At 32.8% G+C, this 21204-nt stretch carries 16 protein-coding genes; 7 read left to right on the top strand and 9 right to left on the bottom strand.

The features are described 5' to 3' along the window. Positions 1–75: 75 nt before the first annotated feature. From RC62_RS19935 to hutH, 4 genes are all read right to left on the bottom strand, one after another. Positions 76–1437, bottom strand: coding sequence for an SMI1/KNR4 family protein (locus tag RC62_RS19935; RefSeq protein ID WP_055098079.1), 1362 nt, complete (start codon positions 1435–1437; stop codon positions 76–78). Between the two features lie 171 nt (positions 1438–1608). Then, a complete protein-coding gene (locus RC62_RS19940) occupies positions 1609–2949 on the bottom strand; it encodes an inorganic phosphate transporter (protein WP_055098080.1) in 1341 nt (446 codons plus the stop codon). Between the two features lie 32 nt (positions 2950–2981). Then, positions 2982–3626, bottom strand: a complete 645-nt coding sequence (locus RC62_RS19945) for a DUF47 domain-containing protein (protein ID WP_055098081.1) — start codon at positions 3624–3626, stop codon at positions 2982–2984. Between the two features lie 48 nt (positions 3627–3674). Then, complete coding sequence (hutH, locus tag RC62_RS19950; protein ID WP_055098082.1) at positions 3675–5189, bottom strand: histidine ammonia-lyase; 1515 nt, start codon at positions 5187–5189, stop codon at positions 3675–3677. A 716-nt stretch (positions 5190–5905) separates the two neighbouring features. On the opposite strand from hutH, the gene thrA reads away from it, so the two are divergent. From thrA to RC62_RS19970, 4 genes are all read left to right on the top strand, one after another. Beyond that, a complete protein-coding gene (gene thrA, locus RC62_RS19955; RefSeq protein WP_055098083.1) occupies positions 5906–8353 on the top strand; it encodes a bifunctional aspartate kinase/homoserine dehydrogenase I in 2448 nt (815 codons plus the stop codon). Positions 8354–8515: 162 nt separating this feature from the next. Then, entirely contained in the window at positions 8516–9451 is a 936-nt protein-coding gene (locus tag RC62_RS19960) for a homoserine kinase (RefSeq protein WP_055098084.1), read from the top strand. Positions 9452–9943: 492 nt separating this feature from the next. Next, positions 9944–11233, top strand: coding sequence for a threonine synthase (gene thrC, locus RC62_RS19965; protein ID WP_055098085.1), 1290 nt, complete (start codon positions 9944–9946; stop codon positions 11231–11233). A gap of 165 nt (positions 11234–11398) precedes the next feature. Further along, the gene (locus RC62_RS19970) at positions 11399–14179 is read left to right on the top strand and encodes an ATP-binding protein (protein WP_055098086.1); all 2781 of its coding nucleotides are present in this window, start codon (positions 11399–11401) and stop codon (positions 14177–14179) included. A gap of 99 nt (positions 14180–14278) precedes the next feature. Here the strand turns inward: RC62_RS19970 and RC62_RS19975 are convergent, their stop codons facing one another. Beyond that, entirely contained in the window at positions 14279–14680 is a 402-nt protein-coding gene (locus RC62_RS19975; RefSeq protein ID WP_055098087.1) for a helix-turn-helix domain-containing protein, read from the bottom strand. Between the two features lie 196 nt (positions 14681–14876). Here RC62_RS19975 and RC62_RS19980 point away from each other — a divergent pair, with 196 nt between their 5' ends. Next, positions 14877–15383: a GNAT family N-acetyltransferase gene (locus RC62_RS19980; RefSeq protein ID WP_055098088.1), complete on the top strand. Its 507-nt coding sequence runs from the start codon at positions 14877–14879 to the stop codon at positions 15381–15383. 126 nt (positions 15384–15509) lie between these two features. Continuing rightward, positions 15510–16058, top strand: a complete 549-nt coding sequence (locus tag RC62_RS19985) for a HutD family protein (protein ID WP_055098089.1) — start codon at positions 15510–15512, stop codon at positions 16056–16058. 151 nt (positions 16059–16209) lie between these two features. Here the strand turns inward: RC62_RS19985 and RC62_RS19990 are convergent, their stop codons facing one another. After that, positions 16210–16779: a Crp/Fnr family transcriptional regulator gene (locus tag RC62_RS19990; RefSeq protein WP_055098090.1), complete on the bottom strand. Its 570-nt coding sequence runs from the start codon at positions 16777–16779 to the stop codon at positions 16210–16212. A gap of 226 nt (positions 16780–17005) precedes the next feature. Between RC62_RS19990 and RC62_RS19995 the strand changes: the two genes are divergently transcribed. After that, on the top strand, positions 17006–18118 hold the full coding sequence (locus RC62_RS19995) for a polysaccharide lyase family 1 protein (RefSeq protein WP_055098091.1): 1113 nt from the start codon (positions 17006–17008) through the stop codon (positions 18116–18118). A 300-nt stretch (positions 18119–18418) separates the two neighbouring features. On the opposite strand, the gene RC62_RS20000 is transcribed toward RC62_RS19995, so the two are convergent. From RC62_RS20000 to RC62_RS20010, 3 genes are all read right to left on the bottom strand, one after another. Then, positions 18419–18802, bottom strand: coding sequence for a DUF3037 domain-containing protein (locus tag RC62_RS20000; protein WP_055098092.1), 384 nt, complete (start codon positions 18800–18802; stop codon positions 18419–18421). Next, the gene (locus RC62_RS20005; protein ID WP_055098093.1) at positions 18792–19574 is read right to left on the bottom strand and encodes a HipA family kinase; all 783 of its coding nucleotides are present in this window, start codon (positions 19572–19574) and stop codon (positions 18792–18794) included. The genes RC62_RS20000 and RC62_RS20005 overlap by 11 nt, the downstream gene beginning before the upstream one ends. A gap of 401 nt (positions 19575–19975) precedes the next feature. Continuing rightward, complete coding sequence (locus tag RC62_RS20010; RefSeq protein WP_055098094.1) at positions 19976–20824, bottom strand: NAD(P)H-hydrate dehydratase; 849 nt, start codon at positions 20822–20824, stop codon at positions 19976–19978. Positions 20825–21204: the final 380 nt, after the last annotated feature.

Genomic DNA, 21204 nt, shown 5'->3' on the forward strand with positions numbered 1-21204 from the left:
TACATTAAAAAAGTTAGTTTCGTATGTTTAGAAAACTAACTTTCTTTTATTTCTAAAAACCCACACATTATTGCTTTAAGAATCTGTTTTAATTTTCTTTATCGTTTTATTAGTCAAGCCAAATGGTTTTAGCCTGTGGTTAAGATTTGCTAATATATAATCTTTTTCTACAGGGAATTTTTCAGCTATAGCTTTGTAATACTTTAAAAGTTTTTTATCTTCTACTCCATTTAATGCCTGCAAAGTCGTATGAATTACTCTATTTGAACTATCATTAAGACCGGCAATAAAAGCATCAATATAATCCGTTTTATTAGGTAATTGTCCCAGCGAATAAAAAGCACTAACCCTGATGCTTTCGTTTTTATGAGTCACAAACGGAACGATAATTTTACCATAATCCACATTCATTTCTTTTAATAAATAAGTACAAAAAAGAAAAGTTTCATCATCATTTATATTTTCAATATTTGATTTTATAGTATCCAGCCAATCTATACTTTTATCTTTTGCATACCAGAATACGAATTGAAAAACATCTAATAAACTCTTTTTTGCAAAATCAACCAAATAAGAAAAAGCCCGATTGTAATCAAATTTCACAAGGATTTGAAGTATCTTTTTCTGAATCTCATCTGAACTTAACTTATATTCTTCTTCCAGAATATCAAGATTATCAGAATCAATTTTTTCTTTTTTTAAGATTCCGGTCAAACATTCTATCTTCGTTTCATAATCATCTGAAGAAAAATATACTTCCAAAATATACCTTACATTTCCTGCTAATGTGTATTTAAACAAATCAGGTTTATCTATCATTATGTTTTCAGGTATAATCTCATCAAGCCATCTTTCGTACCAATCTAAAAAATTTGATTCAAAAGCAAAAAAAGGCTTTTGCCTGTCAATATCCACATTGACCACTTTTCCTTTAAATTTACCATTTAAAACAAGCGCATGACAATACGAACAGCCTTGCGAACCAATTGGCAGTAACCCGGAAAATATTTTACCTAATTCAATATTAAAATCTTCATTTGAGATATCATCATCCTCTTCAATATTTTTGATGAGATGAGCCCAAAATTCATTGGTCATATTTGGATAAATTTTACAATCTTCCTTTAAATATACTTTGGTGTTTTCATCGATAAACTCATTTGTGTTTTTTCCAAGAGGATAAATTCCATAGGACGGTCCTGCGGCAGAATTCGCATATGAAATACCTCCATTACCAATGTGGAGTAAAAAAGCTTTATAACTCTCCGGAAGCTTTACCTCATATTCATTTTCAAAATTTAAAATTTGGGTTGGAGTTACGGTATCTCCTAAAATATACTTATGACTGTCAGCACCAAATACTTTTAAATTTTTATCTGATTTTTTTGCAATAATCAACTTACTTTTAATTCTCTCTATTTGATTTAATTCATCCATTCCCTAACCTTTATATCTTCTTATATTATGAAGTAAATGTAAATACATTATAACTTTAAAACAACCCATAATACCAAACAAAAAAGCTGGTTTCAATAAAGAAACCAGCTTTTTTTATATGTTTAAAAACATGATTTTTAACTTTCACATTTTACAGAAATCATTTTACTATTATATAAATACACTTAAAATATAGTAAACCAAACCAGCTAATATAGCCGAAATAGGAATTGTTAATATCCAGGCCCAAATTAAACTTACAGTAACTCCCCAACGAACAGCAGAAACACGTTTTGTTAATCCAACCCCAATAATAGAACCTGTAATTGTATGTGTCGTACTTACCGGAATTTTCAAGTGTTCAGTAAAGTAAAGTGTCAAAGCACCAGCAGTTTCAGCTGCTACACCTTCGAACGAAGTTACTTTTGTGATTTTAGAACCCATTGTTTTCACAATTTTCCATCCTCCACTTAAAGTTCCTGCAGCAATTGCAGAATAACACGCTAACGGAATCCATCCCGGCATTACTCCTTTTATTCCTAAATCATCATTTGGCAATACAACATCTAACCACGAATCCATATGAACACCCGGATTTGTATTGATATAAACTGCTACAGCAGCAGCAATAATACCCATAACTTTTTGTGAATCATTTCCTCCGTGTCCTAAACTAAAAGCAGCAGAAGAAAGTAATTGCATTTTTTTCAAAGCAGCATCTGCCTGATGTAAGTTTAAACTACTAAAGATCAAACAAAATGCACTTACTGTTAAGATAATAAAGGCTACTAAAAACCATTTGATATTATGCGGGTCAAAAGCAACGCTCCAAAAATGAGACTCGAATCTAGGTTTTCCATGCTCAACAATCTCTTCGTAAGGAACCATTAGATTACTAACTACCCAAATGGTAGCAATCATTAAGACAACAGTGAATATTTTAGGTCCAATACTTTTACGAGAAGCGTTTAACAACCAGATCGATATTAAATAAGAAGCAAGCGCTCCTAATAATGGTGCCAGAACAATAAACGCAATAATAATAAGAACCCCTGAAGGCATTCCGCCATCTTTTCCTGCCTTATACCAGCTTACGATTTGATACCAATAATGCGTAGTTCCATCTGCGTCAACATAACCTGAAAAACCATGCACAGCAATAGCATGAGCAACTGCAGCTCCGGCAAAACCACCAATTAAGGTATGAGATGAACTGGAAGGAATACCCAACCACCAGGTCAATAAATTCCAACAAATTGCTGCAATAACACCGGCAAGGATAACAACAAGATTAATCTCCATGGTGTGCGCTGTTTTTGCGACAGTATCTGCAACACCAAATCCGAAAACCCAATAGGCCAAAAAGTTAAAAAATGCTGCCCAAAGAACCGCCTGAAAAGGCGTAAGAACCTTTGTAGCAACAACTGTTGCAATAGCATTTGCCGCATCATGAAAACCGTTGATGTAATCAAAAATTAAGGCTAATACTATAATAATTATAAGTAGCGTCATAAATTATAACTTCAGAATGAAATAAATTGAATTTAAGAATGTTTTACAGAAATAGATTCCAGTATATTCGCAACGCTCTTACATTTATCTGTTGCTGATTCTAAAACAGACAATACTTCTTTATATTTAATAATATTTTTAGCATCTGTTTCGTTTTCAAAAATTTCAAAAACTGCTTTGTTATAAACGTTATCTGACTTGTTTTCCAGTTTATTGATTCTGGCACAAGCATCTTTTATGACTTTGAAATTCTTTAAATTTCTCAATTCTTTTACTGCACTATCAATGTTTTGACAAGCTTCAAGATTGATTTCTGTCATTTTTCTGATCGATTTTGTAATCTTATCAACCTGATACAATCTCATTCTGCTTGCTGCTCCGTGCAAATAATCTGCTACGTTATCAATAGACGTAATTAATGTGTGAATGTCCTCTCTATCAAACGGAGTTATAAAGTTTCTACTCAATTCAAGATTGGTTTGACGGGTAATGTCTTCTCCTTTTTGCTCTAATTCATCAATTCTTTGAAAAAGAACTTCTCTTTCTTTTAATGGAAGATTTACAGCTTCGTGTAAATTAGAAGCTAATTCAATTAAATTGCTTGAAGCCTCTTCAAAAAGTGGAAAGAATTTCTTGTCTTTCGGCACTAAAAATTGGAAAATACTGTTTATTGACATTTTTATATTTTTGATAGTGCAAAATTACTTCATTAATACTTTACAATGTTAAGCCATTGTTAACAAATCGTTTTCAATTTGGAAACTGTCCAGGAATTCCACAGTCTTTTTAATGTCGTAATGTAAGATTCTATCTTCCTTTACAAGAGGAACTACCTCTCTGTAACTGCTTAAAAACATCTCTATAAAATCACTTGATTTCAAAGGTTCTCTATATGCAATTGCTTGTGAAGCATTCAATAATTCGATCGCCAGAATACGCTCTAAATTCTCTAAAACGCGCAATGCTTTTGTTGCTCCGTTTGCCCCCATACTTACATGATCTTCCTGCCCGTTGCTTGACACAATACTGTCTACACTTGATGGAGTTGCCAATTGTTTATTTTGACTTGCGATACTTGCAGCAGTATATTGCGGAATCATAAATCCTGAATTTAATCCCGGATTATCTACTAAAAATGCCGGAAGATTGCGCAGTCCTGAAATTAACTGATAGGTTCTTCTTTCAGAAATACTTCCTAATTCTGCCAATGCTATTGCCATAAAATCTAAAGCTAAAGCCAAAGGCTGACCGTGAAAATTTCCTCCGGAGATAATCTGATCTGCTTCTATAAATATATTTGGATTATCTGTTACTGAATTAATTTCGGTTTTAAATACTTTTCGAACATAATCGATCGCATCTTTTGAAGCTCCGTGAACCTGCGGCATACAACGGAAAGAATACGGATCCTGAACGTGTTTTTTCTCCTGAGCAATAATTTCGCTTCCTTCAAGAAATTCATTAATACGTTGTGCCGTAACAATTTGCCCTTTATGCGGACGTATATAATGTATCAATTCATTAAATGGTTCGCTTCTTCCGTCAAATCCTTCAAGAGAAATTGTCCCGATTAGATCCGCCAGATAAGAATATTTATATGCTTTTATTAAAATATGAGCTCCGTAAGCACTCATAAATTGTGTTCCGTTTAATAATGCCAAGCCTTCTTTTGACTGTAAAACAATTGGTTGCCAGTTAAAATGTTTTAAAACTTCAGCCGAAGCTACTTTTTTCCCTTCAAACAAAACTTCACCTTCTCCTAATAATGGTAAAGATAAATGTGCCAAAGGAGCTAAATCTCCAGAAGCTCCTAAAGAACCCTGCGTATAAATAACAGGTAAAATATCATTGTTATAAAAATCAACCAAACGGTTTACTGTCTGTAACTGAATTCCTGAATGTCCGTAACTTAAAGATTGAATTTTAAGCAAAAGCATTAATTTCACAATTTCGGCAGGAACTTCTTCTCCGGTTCCGCATGCATGTGACTTTACCAGATTTTCCTGAAGCTGAGATAAATTTTCATTCGATATTTTTACATTACAAAGTGATCCAAACCCAGTATTGATACCATAAATAGGTTCAGAATGTGAAGCCATTTTTTTATCTAAATAATCACGGCATTTCTGAACATTTACTTTAGCTTCTTCTGATAATTCAAGTGTTTTTTGATTTACTATAATTTCTTGTAAAGCTTCTAAATTTAAGGTTTCAGTACTTATGTAATGGATTTCTCTCATGATGTTTGTATTTTAAGAGACCAAAATTCAACAAATCAATATTAAAAAGCAACATTTGTTCATAATAATTAAAATTTAACCATTTTGGCTTCGTCGCTTTTATTTATTTCATAATCCTTATCAGACAAAAGATCAGTTTATTATTTATGGTATTTACTATTAAATTTTATTGTAATAACCAAAATATTTTTCCTACTTAACATATCAGATAAAATCTGTTATTTTTAATCACTTTTGTATACAATCACGTCTTTATTGACTTAAACAAGTTTATGAAATAGGCCTAAATATATGAATAAGTCAGATTTAGAGTTTTAATTTTAACAAATACTCAATATTAATTTTCTTATATTTGAAATATTAAAATATTCGTAAAAAGGTCCTTAGGTTTTTTAGCCTTTATAAAAAACTGTACTTTTGAAAAATCAAAATGAAAAGTAACAGCGCAAAATATCAATCTACAATGACAGCTCAAACCGGAGTTGCAATTGCTGCTACAACAATTTCTACTACAACAACTACTACCCCTTAGGGGTATACATTTTACATATAATCCTGGTTATCTATACTTTTTTCTTAAAAGAAGAGAGTTATTGGATACATAAAAAACATTTACAAAGAAAAAAAATAGTCTCAGTTTTCAGTTTCAGTTCATAGTTGATAACCTTTGAACCTTTGTTACTCAAAATCTTTGCACCTTATTAAAAAACACAAAAATGAAAGTATTAAAATTTGGCGGAACTTCGGTTGCCAATGCTCAAAATATAAAACTCGTTCTCGACATTATAAACCAGAATTCTAAACAAGATCAATTAGTAGTTGTTGTTTCCGCGTTAAGCAAAGTAACTGATCTATTGCAATTAGCAGCAGCAAAAGCAGCGGCAAACGATGAAAGTTTTAGAGATATCGTTGCTGAAATCGAGAAAAAACACCTTGATACCTTAAAAGATTTAATTCCGGTAAGCGAACAAAGCAGCTTATTAAGTCACGTAAAAAGAATTATAAATCACTTAGAAACTTTATTGGACGGGTGTTTTCTTTTAGGCGAATTATCTCCAAGAACTGCTGATACAATTTTAAGTTTTGGAGAATTACTTTCCTCCTATATCATAGCACAGGCTTATAAACAGGTTGATAGTAATGTTTCTTATAAAGACAGCCGCGAGTTAATAAAAACAAATAATAATTTTGGTAAAGCTGTTGTAAACTTTGAAGTTTCAAACAATCTGATTCAGGAATACTTTGCCGAAAATCAGTCAAAAATTAATATTTTACCCGGATTTATAGCCTTAACTCTTGACGGAATTACGACTACTTTAGGTCGTGGCGGTTCTGATTATACTGCAGCCATAATTGCAGGAGCGCTCGATGCGGAACAATTGGAAATATGGACTGATGTAAACGGAATGTTTACTGCAAACCCGAAAATTGTAAAACAAGCGCAGCCTATTGCAACAATTTCTTATCAGGAAGCGATGGAGTTATCGCATTTTGGTGCCAAAGTGTTGTATCCGCCAACAATTCAGCCAGTTTTAAGAAAAAATATTCCAATTTTAATCAAAAATACTTTTGAACCGGAAGCCGAAGGAACTTTAATTTCCAGTCAGGTTTCATCAAAAGATACTGTAGTAAAAGGAATCAGCCATATCGATAATATTTCGTTAGTAACGCTTGAAGGTCCTGGTATGATTGGAGTTTCGGGTTCATCAAAACGTTTGTTCGAAGTATTGTCTCAGGAAAAAATCAATGTTATTTTTATCACTCAGGCTTCTTCTGAGCATTCGATTTGTATCGGAATTTTAAATTCTGATGCTGAAAATGCCGAAGCTGCCATCAACAAAGCTTTTGAAGTGGAGATTTTACAAAACAAAATTGATCCTGCTATTGTCGAAAAAGATCTTTGCATTATTGCTTTAGTGGGTGAAAACATGAAAAATCACCAGGGTTTAAGCGGAAGAATGTTTAGTACTTTGGGTAAAAACAACGTAAATATCCGTGCGATTGCACAAGGTGCTTCTGAACGTAATATCTCGACTGTAATCAACGAAAGAGATGTTAAAAAAGCATTGAATACGTTGCACGAAAACTTCTTTGAAGAAAACACCAAACAGCTGAATTTATTTGTAATGGGAGTTGGAAATGTGGGTGAAAAATTCATCGAACAAATTCATAATCAAAGAAAGTTTTTAAAAGAAAATCTAAAAATAAATGTTCGCGTAATTGCTTTGTCAAACTCCAGAAAAATGCTTTTTGATGAGGACGGAATTTCACTAAAAGACTGGCAATCGGCTTTAGACAAAGGCGAACACGCGATTCCAACAGAATTTATCGCACGCGCCAGAGAATTGAATTTACGTAACAGTATTTTTGTCGATATTACAGCAAATGCAAGCGTTTCTGAAATGTATGAGAAGTTCTTAAAAGAAAGTATTGCTGTTGTAACTTGTAATAAAATTGCCTGTTCATCTGCTTACGACAATTATAAAAAACTAAAAAGTTTATCTCGTCAATACAACGCTCCGTTTTTATTTGAAACGAATGTTGGCGCGGGATTACCTATTATTGATACCGTAAAAAACCTAATTGCTTCAGGCGATAAAGTGCATAAAATTCAGGCGGTTTTATCAGGAAGTTTAAACTTCATTTTCAACAATTTTGATAAGAATAATTCTTTTCATGATGTGGTAAAAGAAGCCGGAGTTCAGGGATTTACTGAACCAGACCCAAAAATCGACTTAAGCGGAATCGACGTTGCGCGTAAAATCTTAATCTTAATTCGCGAAAGCGGTTACGAAATGGATATTGACGCCATCGCAAACGAATCGTTTTTACCGGAAGATTGTTTGGCAACAACTAATAATGAGGACTTTTTTGCTTCACTAATTAAACACGCTGCTCATTTCGAAAAAATATATGAAGAGGCTTTAGCCAAAGATTCAAGATTAAAATACGTTGCTCAATTCGAAAACGGAAAAGCAAGTGTTGGCCTTCAATTCATCCCGAAAGATCATCCTTTTTACAATCTTGAAGGAAAAGACAATATTGTACTTTTCTACACAGATCGTTACGTAGATCAGCCTTTATTGATCAAAGGCGCAGGTGCGGGAGCTGCGGTAACAGCATCAGGAATTTTTGCAGACGTGATCCGAATCGGAAATGTATAGCCGCTAAGGCACTAAGACGCTAAGTTTTTAAGTTTTGTTCTTTGAAACTTAGCGCAAAAAAATAAAGAAATCTTTGTGTCTTGGCGCCTTCGTGGCAAAAAACCAAAGCATTAAAAAATAAAACTTTGTGACTTTGTGCCTTCGTGGCAAAACCAACCAGAAATGAAAGAAATAAAACTATTTTGCCCGGCTACCATAGCGAATCTTTCGTGCGGATTTGACGTACTTGGGCTTTGCCTTGACAATGCGGGTGATGAAATGATTGTTCGAAAAACAGAACAAAAAGGAGTTCGCATTACTAAAATTGTGGGTGCAGATTTACCGATGGAAACTGAGAAAAATGTTTCGGGTGTTGCAGCAATTGCAATGCTTGAAGCTTATGAAAGAGATTTTGAAACAATAAATTTTGGATTTGAAATCGAAATCTATAAAAATATCAAAGCCGGTAGCGGAATTGGAAGCAGCGCTGCAAGTTCTGCCGGAGCTGTTTTTGGAATTAATGAATTATTAGGACAACCCTATTCTCGTAAAGATTTGGTACAATTTGCGATGCAAGGCGAGAAATTAGCCAGCGGAAACGCGCATGCAGACAACGTTGCTCCTGCCCTTTTAGGCGGATTTACGTTGGTAAGAAGTTATGCACCGCTTGACATTATCAGGATTGATAGTCCGGAGGAATTATTTGCAACGGTGGTTCATCCTCAAATTGAGTTGAAAACTTCGGATGCGCGTTCGGTTCTAAAACAAACTGTTTCCCTAAAAAGCGCGATCATGCAATGGGGAAATGTGGGCGGATTAATCGCAGGATTATACACAAAAGATTATGATTTGATTGGAAGATCTCTTCATGACGAAATCGTAGAACCTTTAAGAAGTGTTTTAATTCCTGGTTTTGATTTGATCAAAAAAACGGCTCTTGAAAATGGCGCTTTAGGTTCCGGAATTTCAGGTTCCGGTCCGTCGATTTTTGCTTTAAGCAGAGGGAAAAATACCGCAGACCAAATTGCCAAAGCCATGAGCGATGTTTACGAAAATATGAATTTGCCTTATGAAATTCACGTTTCGAAAATTAATCCTGATGGAGTACGCATTTTGTAAAATGTAACTTGTAAAATGTGAAATGTATTAAGTAAGAAGAATTTAAGATAACGTTTGTCATTCCCAGGAACGAGGAATCTCAGCAAAGTATAGCACACACAGTTTGCCATTTCGACCGAAGGGAGAAATCGCACTAGTTTGTCGACAAAGTGTAAACACAAAGCGTAGCCATACAGTTTGTCATTTCGAGGAACGAGAAATCTTTACTAGAAGCTCGACAAAGATAATCGATTTAGTTTGCGGAGTTACTTGCGAAGATTTCTCGTTCCTCGAAATGACAAAAAAAACGAATAATAAATATTAGAATTAAAAAATATCACCACAAAGCTTTGCGATCTCTGCGTTTCAAAAGAAACCAAATACCTTGCGAACTTTGCGGTTAAATAAAAAATAACCATTGGAATTTAAAAAAATTGAAATTTGATTTAAAGAAAAGTCTATCCTCTATACTCTATTCTCTTTTTTCTAAAATCTAAAATCTAAAATATCAAAATGAAATACTACAGTTTAAACCATAATGCACCCGAAGTTTCATTTAAAGAAGCTGTTATACAAGGATTAGCGAGTGATAAAGGATTATATTTTCCTCAGACTATTACGCCATTAAATCCTGCGTTTTTTAACGTAATCGAAAATTTAAGCCATAAGGATATTGCTTTTGATGTGATTCAGCAATTTGTGGGCGATGAAATTCCTGAAGATCATTTAAGAGAAATTATTGCCGAAACTTTAAGTTTTGATTTTCCGGTGGTAGAAGTCGAAAAAGACATTTATTCGCTTGAATTATTTCACGGACCTACAATGGCTTTTAAAGATGTTGGCGCGCGATTTATGTCACGTTGTCTGGCGTATTTTAATAAAGACAAAAAAGGCAGTAAAAATACCGTTTTGGTAGCGACTTCAGGAGATACCGGAGGAGCTGTTGCTAGCGGATTTCTTGGCGTTGACGGTGTTGATGTCGTGATTTTATATCCGTCAGGAAAAGTGAGTGATATTCAGGAAAAACAATTAACGACTTTAGGAAAAAACATTAAAGCACTTGAAGTTGATGGTGTTTTTGATGATTGTCAGGATATGGTAAAAAAAGCGTTTCTTGATGAAACTTTAGCGCATAAAAACCTGACTTCGGCAAATTCTATTAATATTGCGCGTTGGTTGCCGCAAATGTTCTATTTTTTCTTTGCTTACAAAGCATTGAAAAGCCAAAACAAACCGTTGGTTTTCTCTTGCCCAAGCGGGAATTTCGGAAATATCTGTGCAGGAATTATGGCAAAAAAATTAGGTTTACCAATCGAACATTTTGTTGCGTCTACAAACGTAAACGATACTGTACCAAGATTCTTAGAAAACGGAAAATACGACCCAAAACCTTCTAAAACCACAATTTCTAACGCGATGGACGTTGGAAACCCAAGTAACTTTATCAGAATTCAGGAATTATACAACAATGATTTAAAAGCTTTCGAAAAAGATTTCTCTTCTTATAGTTATACTGATGAAGAAACGTTAGCAGCCTTAAAACAAATTTACAATACCAACGGTTACATCGCAGAACCACATGGCGCAGTTGGTTATTTAGGTTTGAAAAAAGAATTACAAAAACACGAGAATGCAATTGGTGTTTTCTTAGAAACTGCTCACCCTATTAAATTTTTAGATGTTGTTGAACCTGCTTTAGGAATTACACTTCCTATTCCTGCTCAGATTGAAAGTGTTATTAATGAGGAAAAAGTGAGTACTAAGATTGGAACTTATGAGGAGTTGAAGGCTTTCTTGGGGTAAAACTTAACATTTATAAAATTTTAAGTCACAGATTATATAGATTTAATTCTAATAATTTGTGGCTTTTTATTTTCAAGCAATTTACTTAAATAAAAAATAAATTTTCCATAATCTTTGTTACTTTAGTAAAAGCAATATAGAAATTAAAAACAAACAGAAGTAAGAATGAATATTCCTTTATCTTTTAAGACAATAATAGAAAAAAATCAAAAATTAAATGGAATTGTATATTATACTGTCTCCCAATATGATCAAATTTTAAAAGAAAATAATCTGTATTTTTTTGAAGAATATACAGATCACGGAATCAATCATATTGAATCTATTTTAAATTCATCAATTAAAATTATACCAAATGAAACGATTGAACAATTTCTAAATAATGATTCTGAATCTATTGCTATTTATATACTAGCTACAATATTACATGACATTGGAATGCATCTAACTTATGATGGTTTTTGCGCTCTAATTTCTGGGCGAAATGACGATATACGAATTAATGAAATTGACACAAAAACTTGGACTGAATTATGGAATGATTTTTTAGATGAAGCTCGAAGATTTGGAGACACAGAAAAGAAAAATATTATAGGAAATGAAACATGGAATTTTAGAATTCCACAACTTGAGAATAAAGATAAACTTAACGGAGAAGACAAAAAGTTAATTGGTGAATTCATAAGACGAAATCATCCTCGAATTGCACACGAAATAGCTTTAAAAGGATTTCCTATCAAAAATGGCTATGTACCATTTGCTTCAGATTTGGATTATGATTTAAAAAACATATGTGGACTTATTGCAAGAAGTCATGGAATCAATATAAGAAGTCTTTTCAGCTATTTAGAATTAAAATTTCAAGATACATGGGTTAAACCCTACAACATTGAGATTATTTACCTAATGGTTCTTTTAAGAATTGCTGATTATTTTCAGATTGATTCATCAAGAACTCCAGATGTAACAGTAAAATTAAAAACATTTAATTCCCCTATTTCCGAAATTGAACATTACAAACATTTAGATGTAAAATATGTTCAGACTTTTAATAAGGACCCTGAAACATTAATCTTGCAATGTGAGCCAAGAAACAGTTATATATTTATCAAACTACAAGAATTATTTGAAGATATTCAAAAAGAGTTAGATACTAGTTGGGCTATTTTAGGTGAAATTTATGGCAAAGATGTAAAAGAAAAACAGCCTAAAATATCTTATAGACGTGTTAAGTCAAATATAGATAATGTGCAAAATTTTGCAAAAAAAATAAATTATATACCTGAAAAAATTACTTTTAAAGTTTCAAATGAGTTACCAAAACTATTAATTGGTCCTTTATATGGAAATGACCCAACATTTGGAGTGAGAGAATTACTACAAAATGCAGTAGATTCTTGTAGAGAAAGGGAGTTTATTGAAAAAACAGAGTACAAAGGAGAAGTTAATATTACACTCTACTCTGAAAATGATAATTATTTTTTTAAAATTGAGGACAATGGAATAGGAATGAGTTTGAATATCGTAAAAAATTATTTTTTAGAAGTTGGATCATCTTTGAGAAAAAGTTCTCTTTGGAAAAAAACTTTTTCAAATGAAGAAGGAGAATCCAAAATTCAAAGAAGTGGGAAATTCGGCATAGGTGTTTTAGCGTCATTTCTCATTGGTAATAAACTTATTTTAGAAACTCGAGATTCTAATTCTGAATTTGGCTTAACATTTTCAACTGATTTAAATACAGAACAAATAGAAATAACAAAAACAAATAAACCAAGTATAGGAACCATTATAACTATTCCAATAGATAAAGAAATTTTAAACAAATTAAAAAATAGTAATTATTCGTTTGACAAGTGGTATCTACAAAATACTCCTCAAGTTAATTATATAGACAAAACCGGAACTTTTAATAAAATAGGTGAAGTAGCTAAATCCCCAGGATATAGTGATGAATTAAATAACTCATGGAAAATACTAAATATTGAAAATTATAATAAAATTATTTGGACATTTGATAAAGTTTTTTTTGATGGATCTGGAAAAATGATTTCCAATGGTATTTTAATCCCTGAAGTAAGAGATTTTAAAAAGGATTATTGGGAAGGAAAAATTAATCGTTGGATTAAAGAATTAAAACTTCCTTTCGTTTCTATTTTTGATTTTAATGGTAACCTACCTCTTAATTTGAGTAGAAACAATTTAGATGGAGGAGTTATACCTTTTAGAAAAGAATTGCAAACAGAAATTTACAAAGATGTTCTTGCAAAGATTTTAACTACAGAGATCAAATTCCCTCCAAATATTAAAGATTTTAAGATTCAAAAAATTAATCATCCTGCAATTGGTGATTTTGAATTACTTTTTTCAAAAAGAGGATTTATTCTAAAGCATAATTTTTTTATCAAAAAAAATCCCGATAAAACTTTACTCATTTTTCTTCGGAAAAAAGAATTTAAATTTCTTTCAGAATTCGATATAAAAGATTCTTTTATTTTTCTTTCAAATGAAAAAAGAGATTTTTCGATGACAGATTATCAATATCAAGCAAATGTATATAGCTATTATGGAGCTAAACTTTATACAAACAAATTGATGTATGATAAATTGTTTGATGATTATTATAATAGATACCCTGTCACGGTAAAAAAAAATCATCAAATAAAAAATTCATCATCAGAAAATATTGAGCTTTCGTATAATTATTTCAATGATGAGTTCATCTTAAATGAATTGGAAACAAATTTATCATCATGTAATGCAATAATAGAAACTAAACTTAATAGAATTAATGGTTCTTTAAATATCGATTCTTCAGACATATTTGAAAAATTGATGCTTGAATTATTAAATAATTTTGATGTTATTCCGTATGATATGAAAGAAAGAAAAGAGAAATACAAAAGTGCATTTCTAGAGCTGGATTATTATATTAAAAAATACGAATAATTACTTATTTTCTTCGACACGAGTGTCTCGCTCAGAACACAAGAATAAAAAAGAGATCTATCAAGATCTCTTTTTTATTGTAATATATGTCTAAAAACGTTATTTCCCGTTTAGTAATTTCTCTAAATACTCAACTTTATCTTTTTCAGATTGCACCAAACGTTCGTAAAGTTCAACAACTTTATCTAAAGGATTAAAATTGCACTCATTATTATATGTTCCTTGTCCAAAACTACTATTTGAAACAGTATCATTAAAAGTATTAAAAAAAGTAAAAACCGCTTCTTCTGAAAAGTTTTTAATTGCTTCAGCAGAAACTCCAAGAACTTTTGCTATTTCAATTAATCTTTGTTCTTCTACAGTTTCGCTGTTTTCAATAGCCGAAATCGTCTGCTGGCTTATTCCTAAAGCTTGTGCCAGTGCGTCCTGTTTCATATCTTTAAGCTCTCTGATACGGCTTATATTTCTGCCGATATGTTTTGGTTTTATTGCTGTACTCATAATTCAAAGATATTTAAAATTCTCAAACGAAAATTAGTTTAGGTAAAAAACAAACCCTTTTTGTAAGATACTCTTTTCATAATTTATATAAATTGACAAATTCAGCTTTATCCAAAAAAAATAAAGATTAGGCTAAAGCCATTTTCTAATGTAATTTTACAATTTACAATTTACAATTTACATTTTTCAAAAATATATGATTACAAAAGCAACATTACAAGATATTCCATCATTATTAACTTTAATAAACTCTGCATATAGAGGAGAAACTTCTAAAAAAGGCTGGACTACAGAAGCACATTTATTAGAAGGTAAAAGAACCACCGAAGACGAATTAACAGCAATGATTTTAGATCCTAAAAATTCATTCCTGAAATTTACAGAAAACGACAAAATTATTGGATCGGTTTTATTGGTCGAGAAAGAACATCAATTGTATGTAGGAATGTTAACTGTTTCTCCTGAATTACAAAATGCTGGAATCGGCAAAAAGATGCTGGCAGAAGCTGAAATTCATGCCAAAACTTTAGGATTGTCTACGCTTAGTATGACCGTCGTTTCGGTACGTTCAGAACTTATTGCCTGGTACAAACGTCACGGTTATGTGGAGACTGGCGAAAGAGAACCTTTTCCGTCAAGCGATATTCATATTAATATTTCGGATAAGCCTTTGGAATTTATCTTTTTAGAGAAGAAGATTTAAAAGGTTTTGCCACGAAGGCACTAAGACACAAAGATTTTTTTTACCATATAAGTGATATAAGCTCATTTAAAAAGCAAGTTTAAAAATGCATCAGGAAATTTGAAGTTATATTAAAATATTCAATAAATGAACATAAGTCTTTTCACTAAAAAAAATACTACAGCCTCTATTTGGAGTGGCGGATTGACCTATGAATATGTGATATATCCGAAAACAGCAAATTACACTGATCGGGATTTTCTATTTAGAATAAGCAGCGCTACAATAGAGAAAGTGCCGTCTGAGTTTACAAAATTTAAAGGTTATTATCGATATCTGGTTATGCTTGATAACTGCTTGGATATTAAGACAAACAAAGAAAAAAAAGTATATGAGAAATACGAAATCATGGAATTTAATTCTAATGACGAAGTGACTTCTTATACAAAAGGCATTGATTTTAACTGCATGGTTTCTGAAAAAATTAGCCATCATAAACTAAAAATAGCCAATAGCAATCAGAATTGTAATGCTCAAATAATAGTTTTATATTCTATCGATACAATTGTTATTAAAATTAATGAGAAGTCGTATGATCTAAAACCGCATGATTTATTAGTCATAGAAAATCCGGAAAGGGAAAATATAATGCTTGATTTTTCTAATGAATGCCTTTTTGGGCTATTGGATTTTTAATCTACGCGAAGATTCGCTAAGTTTTTTTAATCTCGCAAAGTCGCAGAGTCGCAAAGAAAAATAAAACTTTGCACCTTCGCGACTTTGCGAGATTGTTTAAATACTAAATGTTAGACGCACTGCTGTGCATCTCTACATAGTATCTCAACCCTTAGCACTTCTTTTTAATTTTTGATAAAAATTCGTGCGAAACACCAAGATACGAAGACAAATTTCTGTTATTGATTTTATCCGCTTTTTGTGGGTGTTTCTCAATAAACTCCAGATATCTTTGTTTTGAGGTTTTGTTCAGGACATCTATAAGTCTTTGTTGAATAGCAATGTTTGCTTTCTCGACCATGATGATGTGAAACTGGATTAGCTTGGGTACTTGTTCAAATAATAATGTTTTGTTTGTTTTGCTTATTACCAGGATTTCGCTGTCTTCAATTGCCTTTATATTGTAGGTTGTTGGCTTTTGATGATAGAAACTTTCGAGGTCACACATCCATTCGTTTTCAAACGAAAAGAAAATTACACTTTCGGTGCCGTTATCATTCAAAATGTAGGTTTTGAAAGCACCTTTTAAAATAAAGCCTTCATAAGAACTGTTTGAATCCTGAATTTGCAGGTATTCATTTTTCTTGAGTTTGATAAACTCGGCTTTTTCAACGACAAATTTCCATTCATTATCTGTTAACGGAATTTTGCGTTCAATACTTGATCTGAGGGTTTTGTACATGTGTTTTTACTTTTATTCTTACTCGGGGGCGTAAGTTTTGAATTAATTAAAAAATAATGTAATCGATTACGTAAAAGTACCTTTTTTATGCGTTTTTGTAAATTAACAACTGTTAAAAAAACACTTTTCGTCAATTTATTTTCAAATTATTGAACTTGTTCAACTTTTTAAAGATTTTTTATAGTCAGTTTTGCACTGTTAAATTAATATAAACCCCCAATTTATTATGAAAATTAAATCAACACTTTCAATGTTCCTACTAACATTGATTTTAGGTTTTACAGCGTGTAACACCGAAGAAGTTGCTTCGTCATCAAATGACGAAAATGCTATTATTGAAACAACCACACCAACTTCTGGCAGTTTAACTGCAAAAATTGGAAACTGTGCCGCAGTTCCGGGATGGGCTTCACAAAACGGAAGTGTAACCGGTGGTGGTTCTTCTGCAGAAACAACTGTTACTACCTACGCTCAGTTGAAATCTGCAATAGAAAGCAGTTCTGTAAAAGTGATCAAAGTTAGCGGAACTATTACTGTTACTACAAGATTATCATTGCAAGACCAGACTGGTAAAACTATTTATGGTGCAACCGGCGCTAAATTAGTTTCTACTAACCAAACCAAAGATGCATCTGGAATTATCAACATTAAAAGATGTAAAAACCTAATCATCAGAAATCTTATTTTTGAAGGACCTGGCGCTTACGACACTGACGGATGGGATAATGCAATCTTAGACGAATGTACAAATGTATGGGTGGATCACTGCGAATTTAGAGATGGTGTTGATGGAAACTTTGACATTAAAAACAAATCTGATTATATCACGGTTTCTTACACTAAATTTGGATACTTAAAAGCTCCAAAACCAGGAGGATCAGGAGGTTCTGATGATCACAGATATTCTAACTTAATTGGTTCAAGCGATGGTGCTACAGGAGATCGCGGAAAATTAAGAATTACTTTTGCTCGTTGCTGGTGGGCTCCTGGATGTAAGGAAAGAATGCCAAGAGTACGTTTTGGAAAAGTACATTTAGTAAACAATTTCTTCAACAGTACAGTAAGTAATAAATGTATTGCTGCTGGTTTTGAAGCTGATCTTCGCGTTGAAGCAAACGTTTTTGAAGGTGTAAAAACACCAATCGATTTAATGACAGGTTATACAGCTGTAACTGCTGTTGATAACATCTTTACAAATACTACAGGAAACCAGGCAGGAAGCAAAACAGCTTTTACTCCTCCTTATACAATTGTAAAACTTACTAATACTGCTGTAAAAGCTGATGTATCGGCTAATGCAGGAGCAACTTTAGGCGGTAATATCTGCGGATCGTTTTAATGAGTGACGAGCAGAAAAAAAACATGAGTTAGTTTAGTTTTTTTTTATTTAACCATATAAGTTATATAAGAAAATTTAAGTCAATGGGCTTATAATTTCTTAAATTACTTATATGGTTGTTTTTTTACTGTTTTTTGCCACAAAGGCACTAAGTTTTTTTTAGCCTATTTTTATAATCTCGCAAAGATGCAGAGTCGCAAAGTTTTTTTCTTATAATTCTTTGTGATTTCGCGTCTTTGCGAGATTATTTTAAGTAAAAGCTTAAATTTTCTTATATATAACTTATATGGTTTAAAACGATTATAACACCTGTTCTTCAAACAATCGCTGAATCGTTTTTTCTAAATCCTGAGATAATCCTGAATGTGGTCTGGAAGTTTGAATTGCTGAACTTCGGATAGCGGTTAACCAGCGAAAACGCTCCGGAATATCCATTTCGCCAATTGGCCCACCATTTTTTCCTCCAATCACGATTTTTTCTAATGCGGTTACGTTGCAATGCAATTGCTCAAGATCAAAATCGTTCGATAATGCCTCGATTTTAGCATCGTTTATGTGATACAATACTTTTATAAATTTAGCTTTTTTACAAAACAAAATGATTCCGATATTTAGGAATTCTTCGCGTTCTACTCTTGGTACCACACGAATTACGGCATACTCATATAAGTGACTATCTTGCATTTTGCGCTTGGTTTACAAAGATTTCAGAATTGTTTAATCTGGTTTGCAAAAACTGTAGATACACCTTTCGCAATGCTTCGGGCGTTTCATCGGTATCTTCCCATTGCAGCCATTCTTCCGGAATCGTATTTACAATATCTACCAGAATTTCAGGTGTTAAAAGTGCTTTATATTCGGCATCGACTTCTTTTAATAATGAAGCTTGCGGTAATAAAACATGATCTTTTATCAATGCAAAAGGGCTTTTTGCATGCTGCTCCCAATTGTTCCAGGAATGATGAAAATACAAACATGCACCATGATCAATAAGCCATAATTCTTTATGCCAAATTAGCATATTCGTATTTCTAAAAGTGCGATCTACATTAGTAATATAGGCATCTAACCAAACAATTTGCGAAGCTAGTTTAGCATCAATTGTTGTTACTACAGGATCAAAAGTAATAGCACCGGATAAAAAATGCAGGGCTAAATTTAATCCCTGACTTCCTTGCAGTAAATCCTGGATTTCTTCGTCGCCTTCGCTTCTTCCAAAGGCTTCATCGAGATTGGCAAAAACCAATTCCGGCAATTGTAGTTTTAAGGCTTTAGCTATTTGTCCGCCCACTAATTCGGCAATCAAAGCTTTTACACCGTGACCGGCTCCTTTGAATTTCAGGACGTATTTAAAATCGTCATCGGCTTCTGCCAAAGCGGGTAAAGAACCGCCTTCGCGCAAAGGCGTTATATAACGTGTAACATTTACTGTTCGCAGATCAAAATTGTTTTTCATAAGCAGTATTTACTGGAATACAAACTTACTAATTTAGATTGTTAGATTTTTAGACTTCTTAGATTTTGCTTATTTAACCGCAGTGATCGCAAAAAAGTACGCAGATGAAACGGATTCGCTGAAGCGAAGATGCAGATTAATACGGATTTTTTTATTCTTTCTTGTATCTTTTTATCATCCCGAGGAACGAGGATCACACTAGAAACTCAACAAAGATTGGCGAATTTCTACAAGGGAGTTTCTAGTGTGATTTCTCCTTTAGTCGAAATGACAAAAAAGTTAGTCGAAATGAAAAAAACTCGTTTAAACTTTAGTCTATAAACAAACTGAGTTACCAGAAACAAAGAAAACATAAAACCTGAAACAATTCACATTTTCTAATTTTCTCATTGGCACATTATCTAATTCTCTAATTCCAAAAATGCTTTCCCTAAATTCTCAATAATATCTGAAGCTATAAAAGATTGATATCCTGTTTTTGGCAAAGCAATATCAGCAGTTAATCCGTGTAGGAAGACACCAAGTTTTACGGCGTACTTGGGTTCATAACCCTGAGCGAGGAAACTGGTAATGATTCCGGTTAGGGTATCGCCGCTTCCGGCTGTGGCTAATGCAGCATTTCCTGTCGTGTTTTCGTAGATTTCGGTTTTATTGATGATGTAAGTTGGAGCGCCTTTCATGACAATGATTACTTTGTATTTCTCAGAAAAAGCAGTTGTTTTTTGAAACTTTTCAGATTCTGAATTCCATTTGCCTATTAAGCGTTCAAGTTCCTTAGGATGTGGCGTTAATATTGTATTTTCAGGAACTAGTTCCAGCCAGGACTGATTTTGGGATAAAATATTCAAAGCATCGGCATCGAGGACTAATGGAATTTTGTTAACTCTTAAAAATTCGAATACCGCTTTTTGTGTGCCTAACTCCTGCCCTATTCCGGGACCAATTGCGATTGCTTGTGGTTGTATGGTAAAATGAATATTGGTAATAAAATTAGTGTTTTCATCTGTTAAGACCATCACTTCGGGAATGGAAATTTGTATGATTTGATAGCCACATTTTGGTGTAAAAGTGGTTACGAGTCCGCAGCCTGATTTTAAACAGGATTTTGATGCCAGAACCGCAGCACCAATTTTGCCATAACTTCCGGCAATAATCACGGCATGTCCCTGAAGTCCTTTGTGTGTATGAGGATTTATGGGTTTATAGAACTTTAAAATTTCTTGTTTGGTGATTAAAAGCGGATCTTTCATTTGGGCTATTTATTGTATTATTTTAATTTTTAATCACTTTTGGATTTTGGTTGAGGTTATTAGAACGCGGATGAAACGGATTTACTTCGCAAAAACGCGGATAAAAACGGATTTTTATTTGGTGGATTTCCCTACGTTTTTCATTGTTTTTGATTCTGAAAATTAGTTGATTAAAGTTACGCAAAAAATTAAAAAGTAAAGTGTTCTTGTTACCTGAATGTCCTAGCCCAGATTGAAGTGGAAAGCCCGGAGTAAAAAACGCAAAAGTTTCTTGTTCTAAAAAAGCGACCAGCGGAAGCTCTTTTTAGGACATTAGAAACTTTGCTTTTTTTATGAGGACTTGCAACAAAAAGCTGGAATAGCTCCTAATCATTGCGAAA

Source organism: Flavobacterium aquidurense (assembly GCF_001404985.1).
Classification (GTDB): Bacteria; Bacteroidota; Bacteroidia; order Flavobacteriales; family Flavobacteriaceae; genus Flavobacterium; species Flavobacterium aquidurense_B.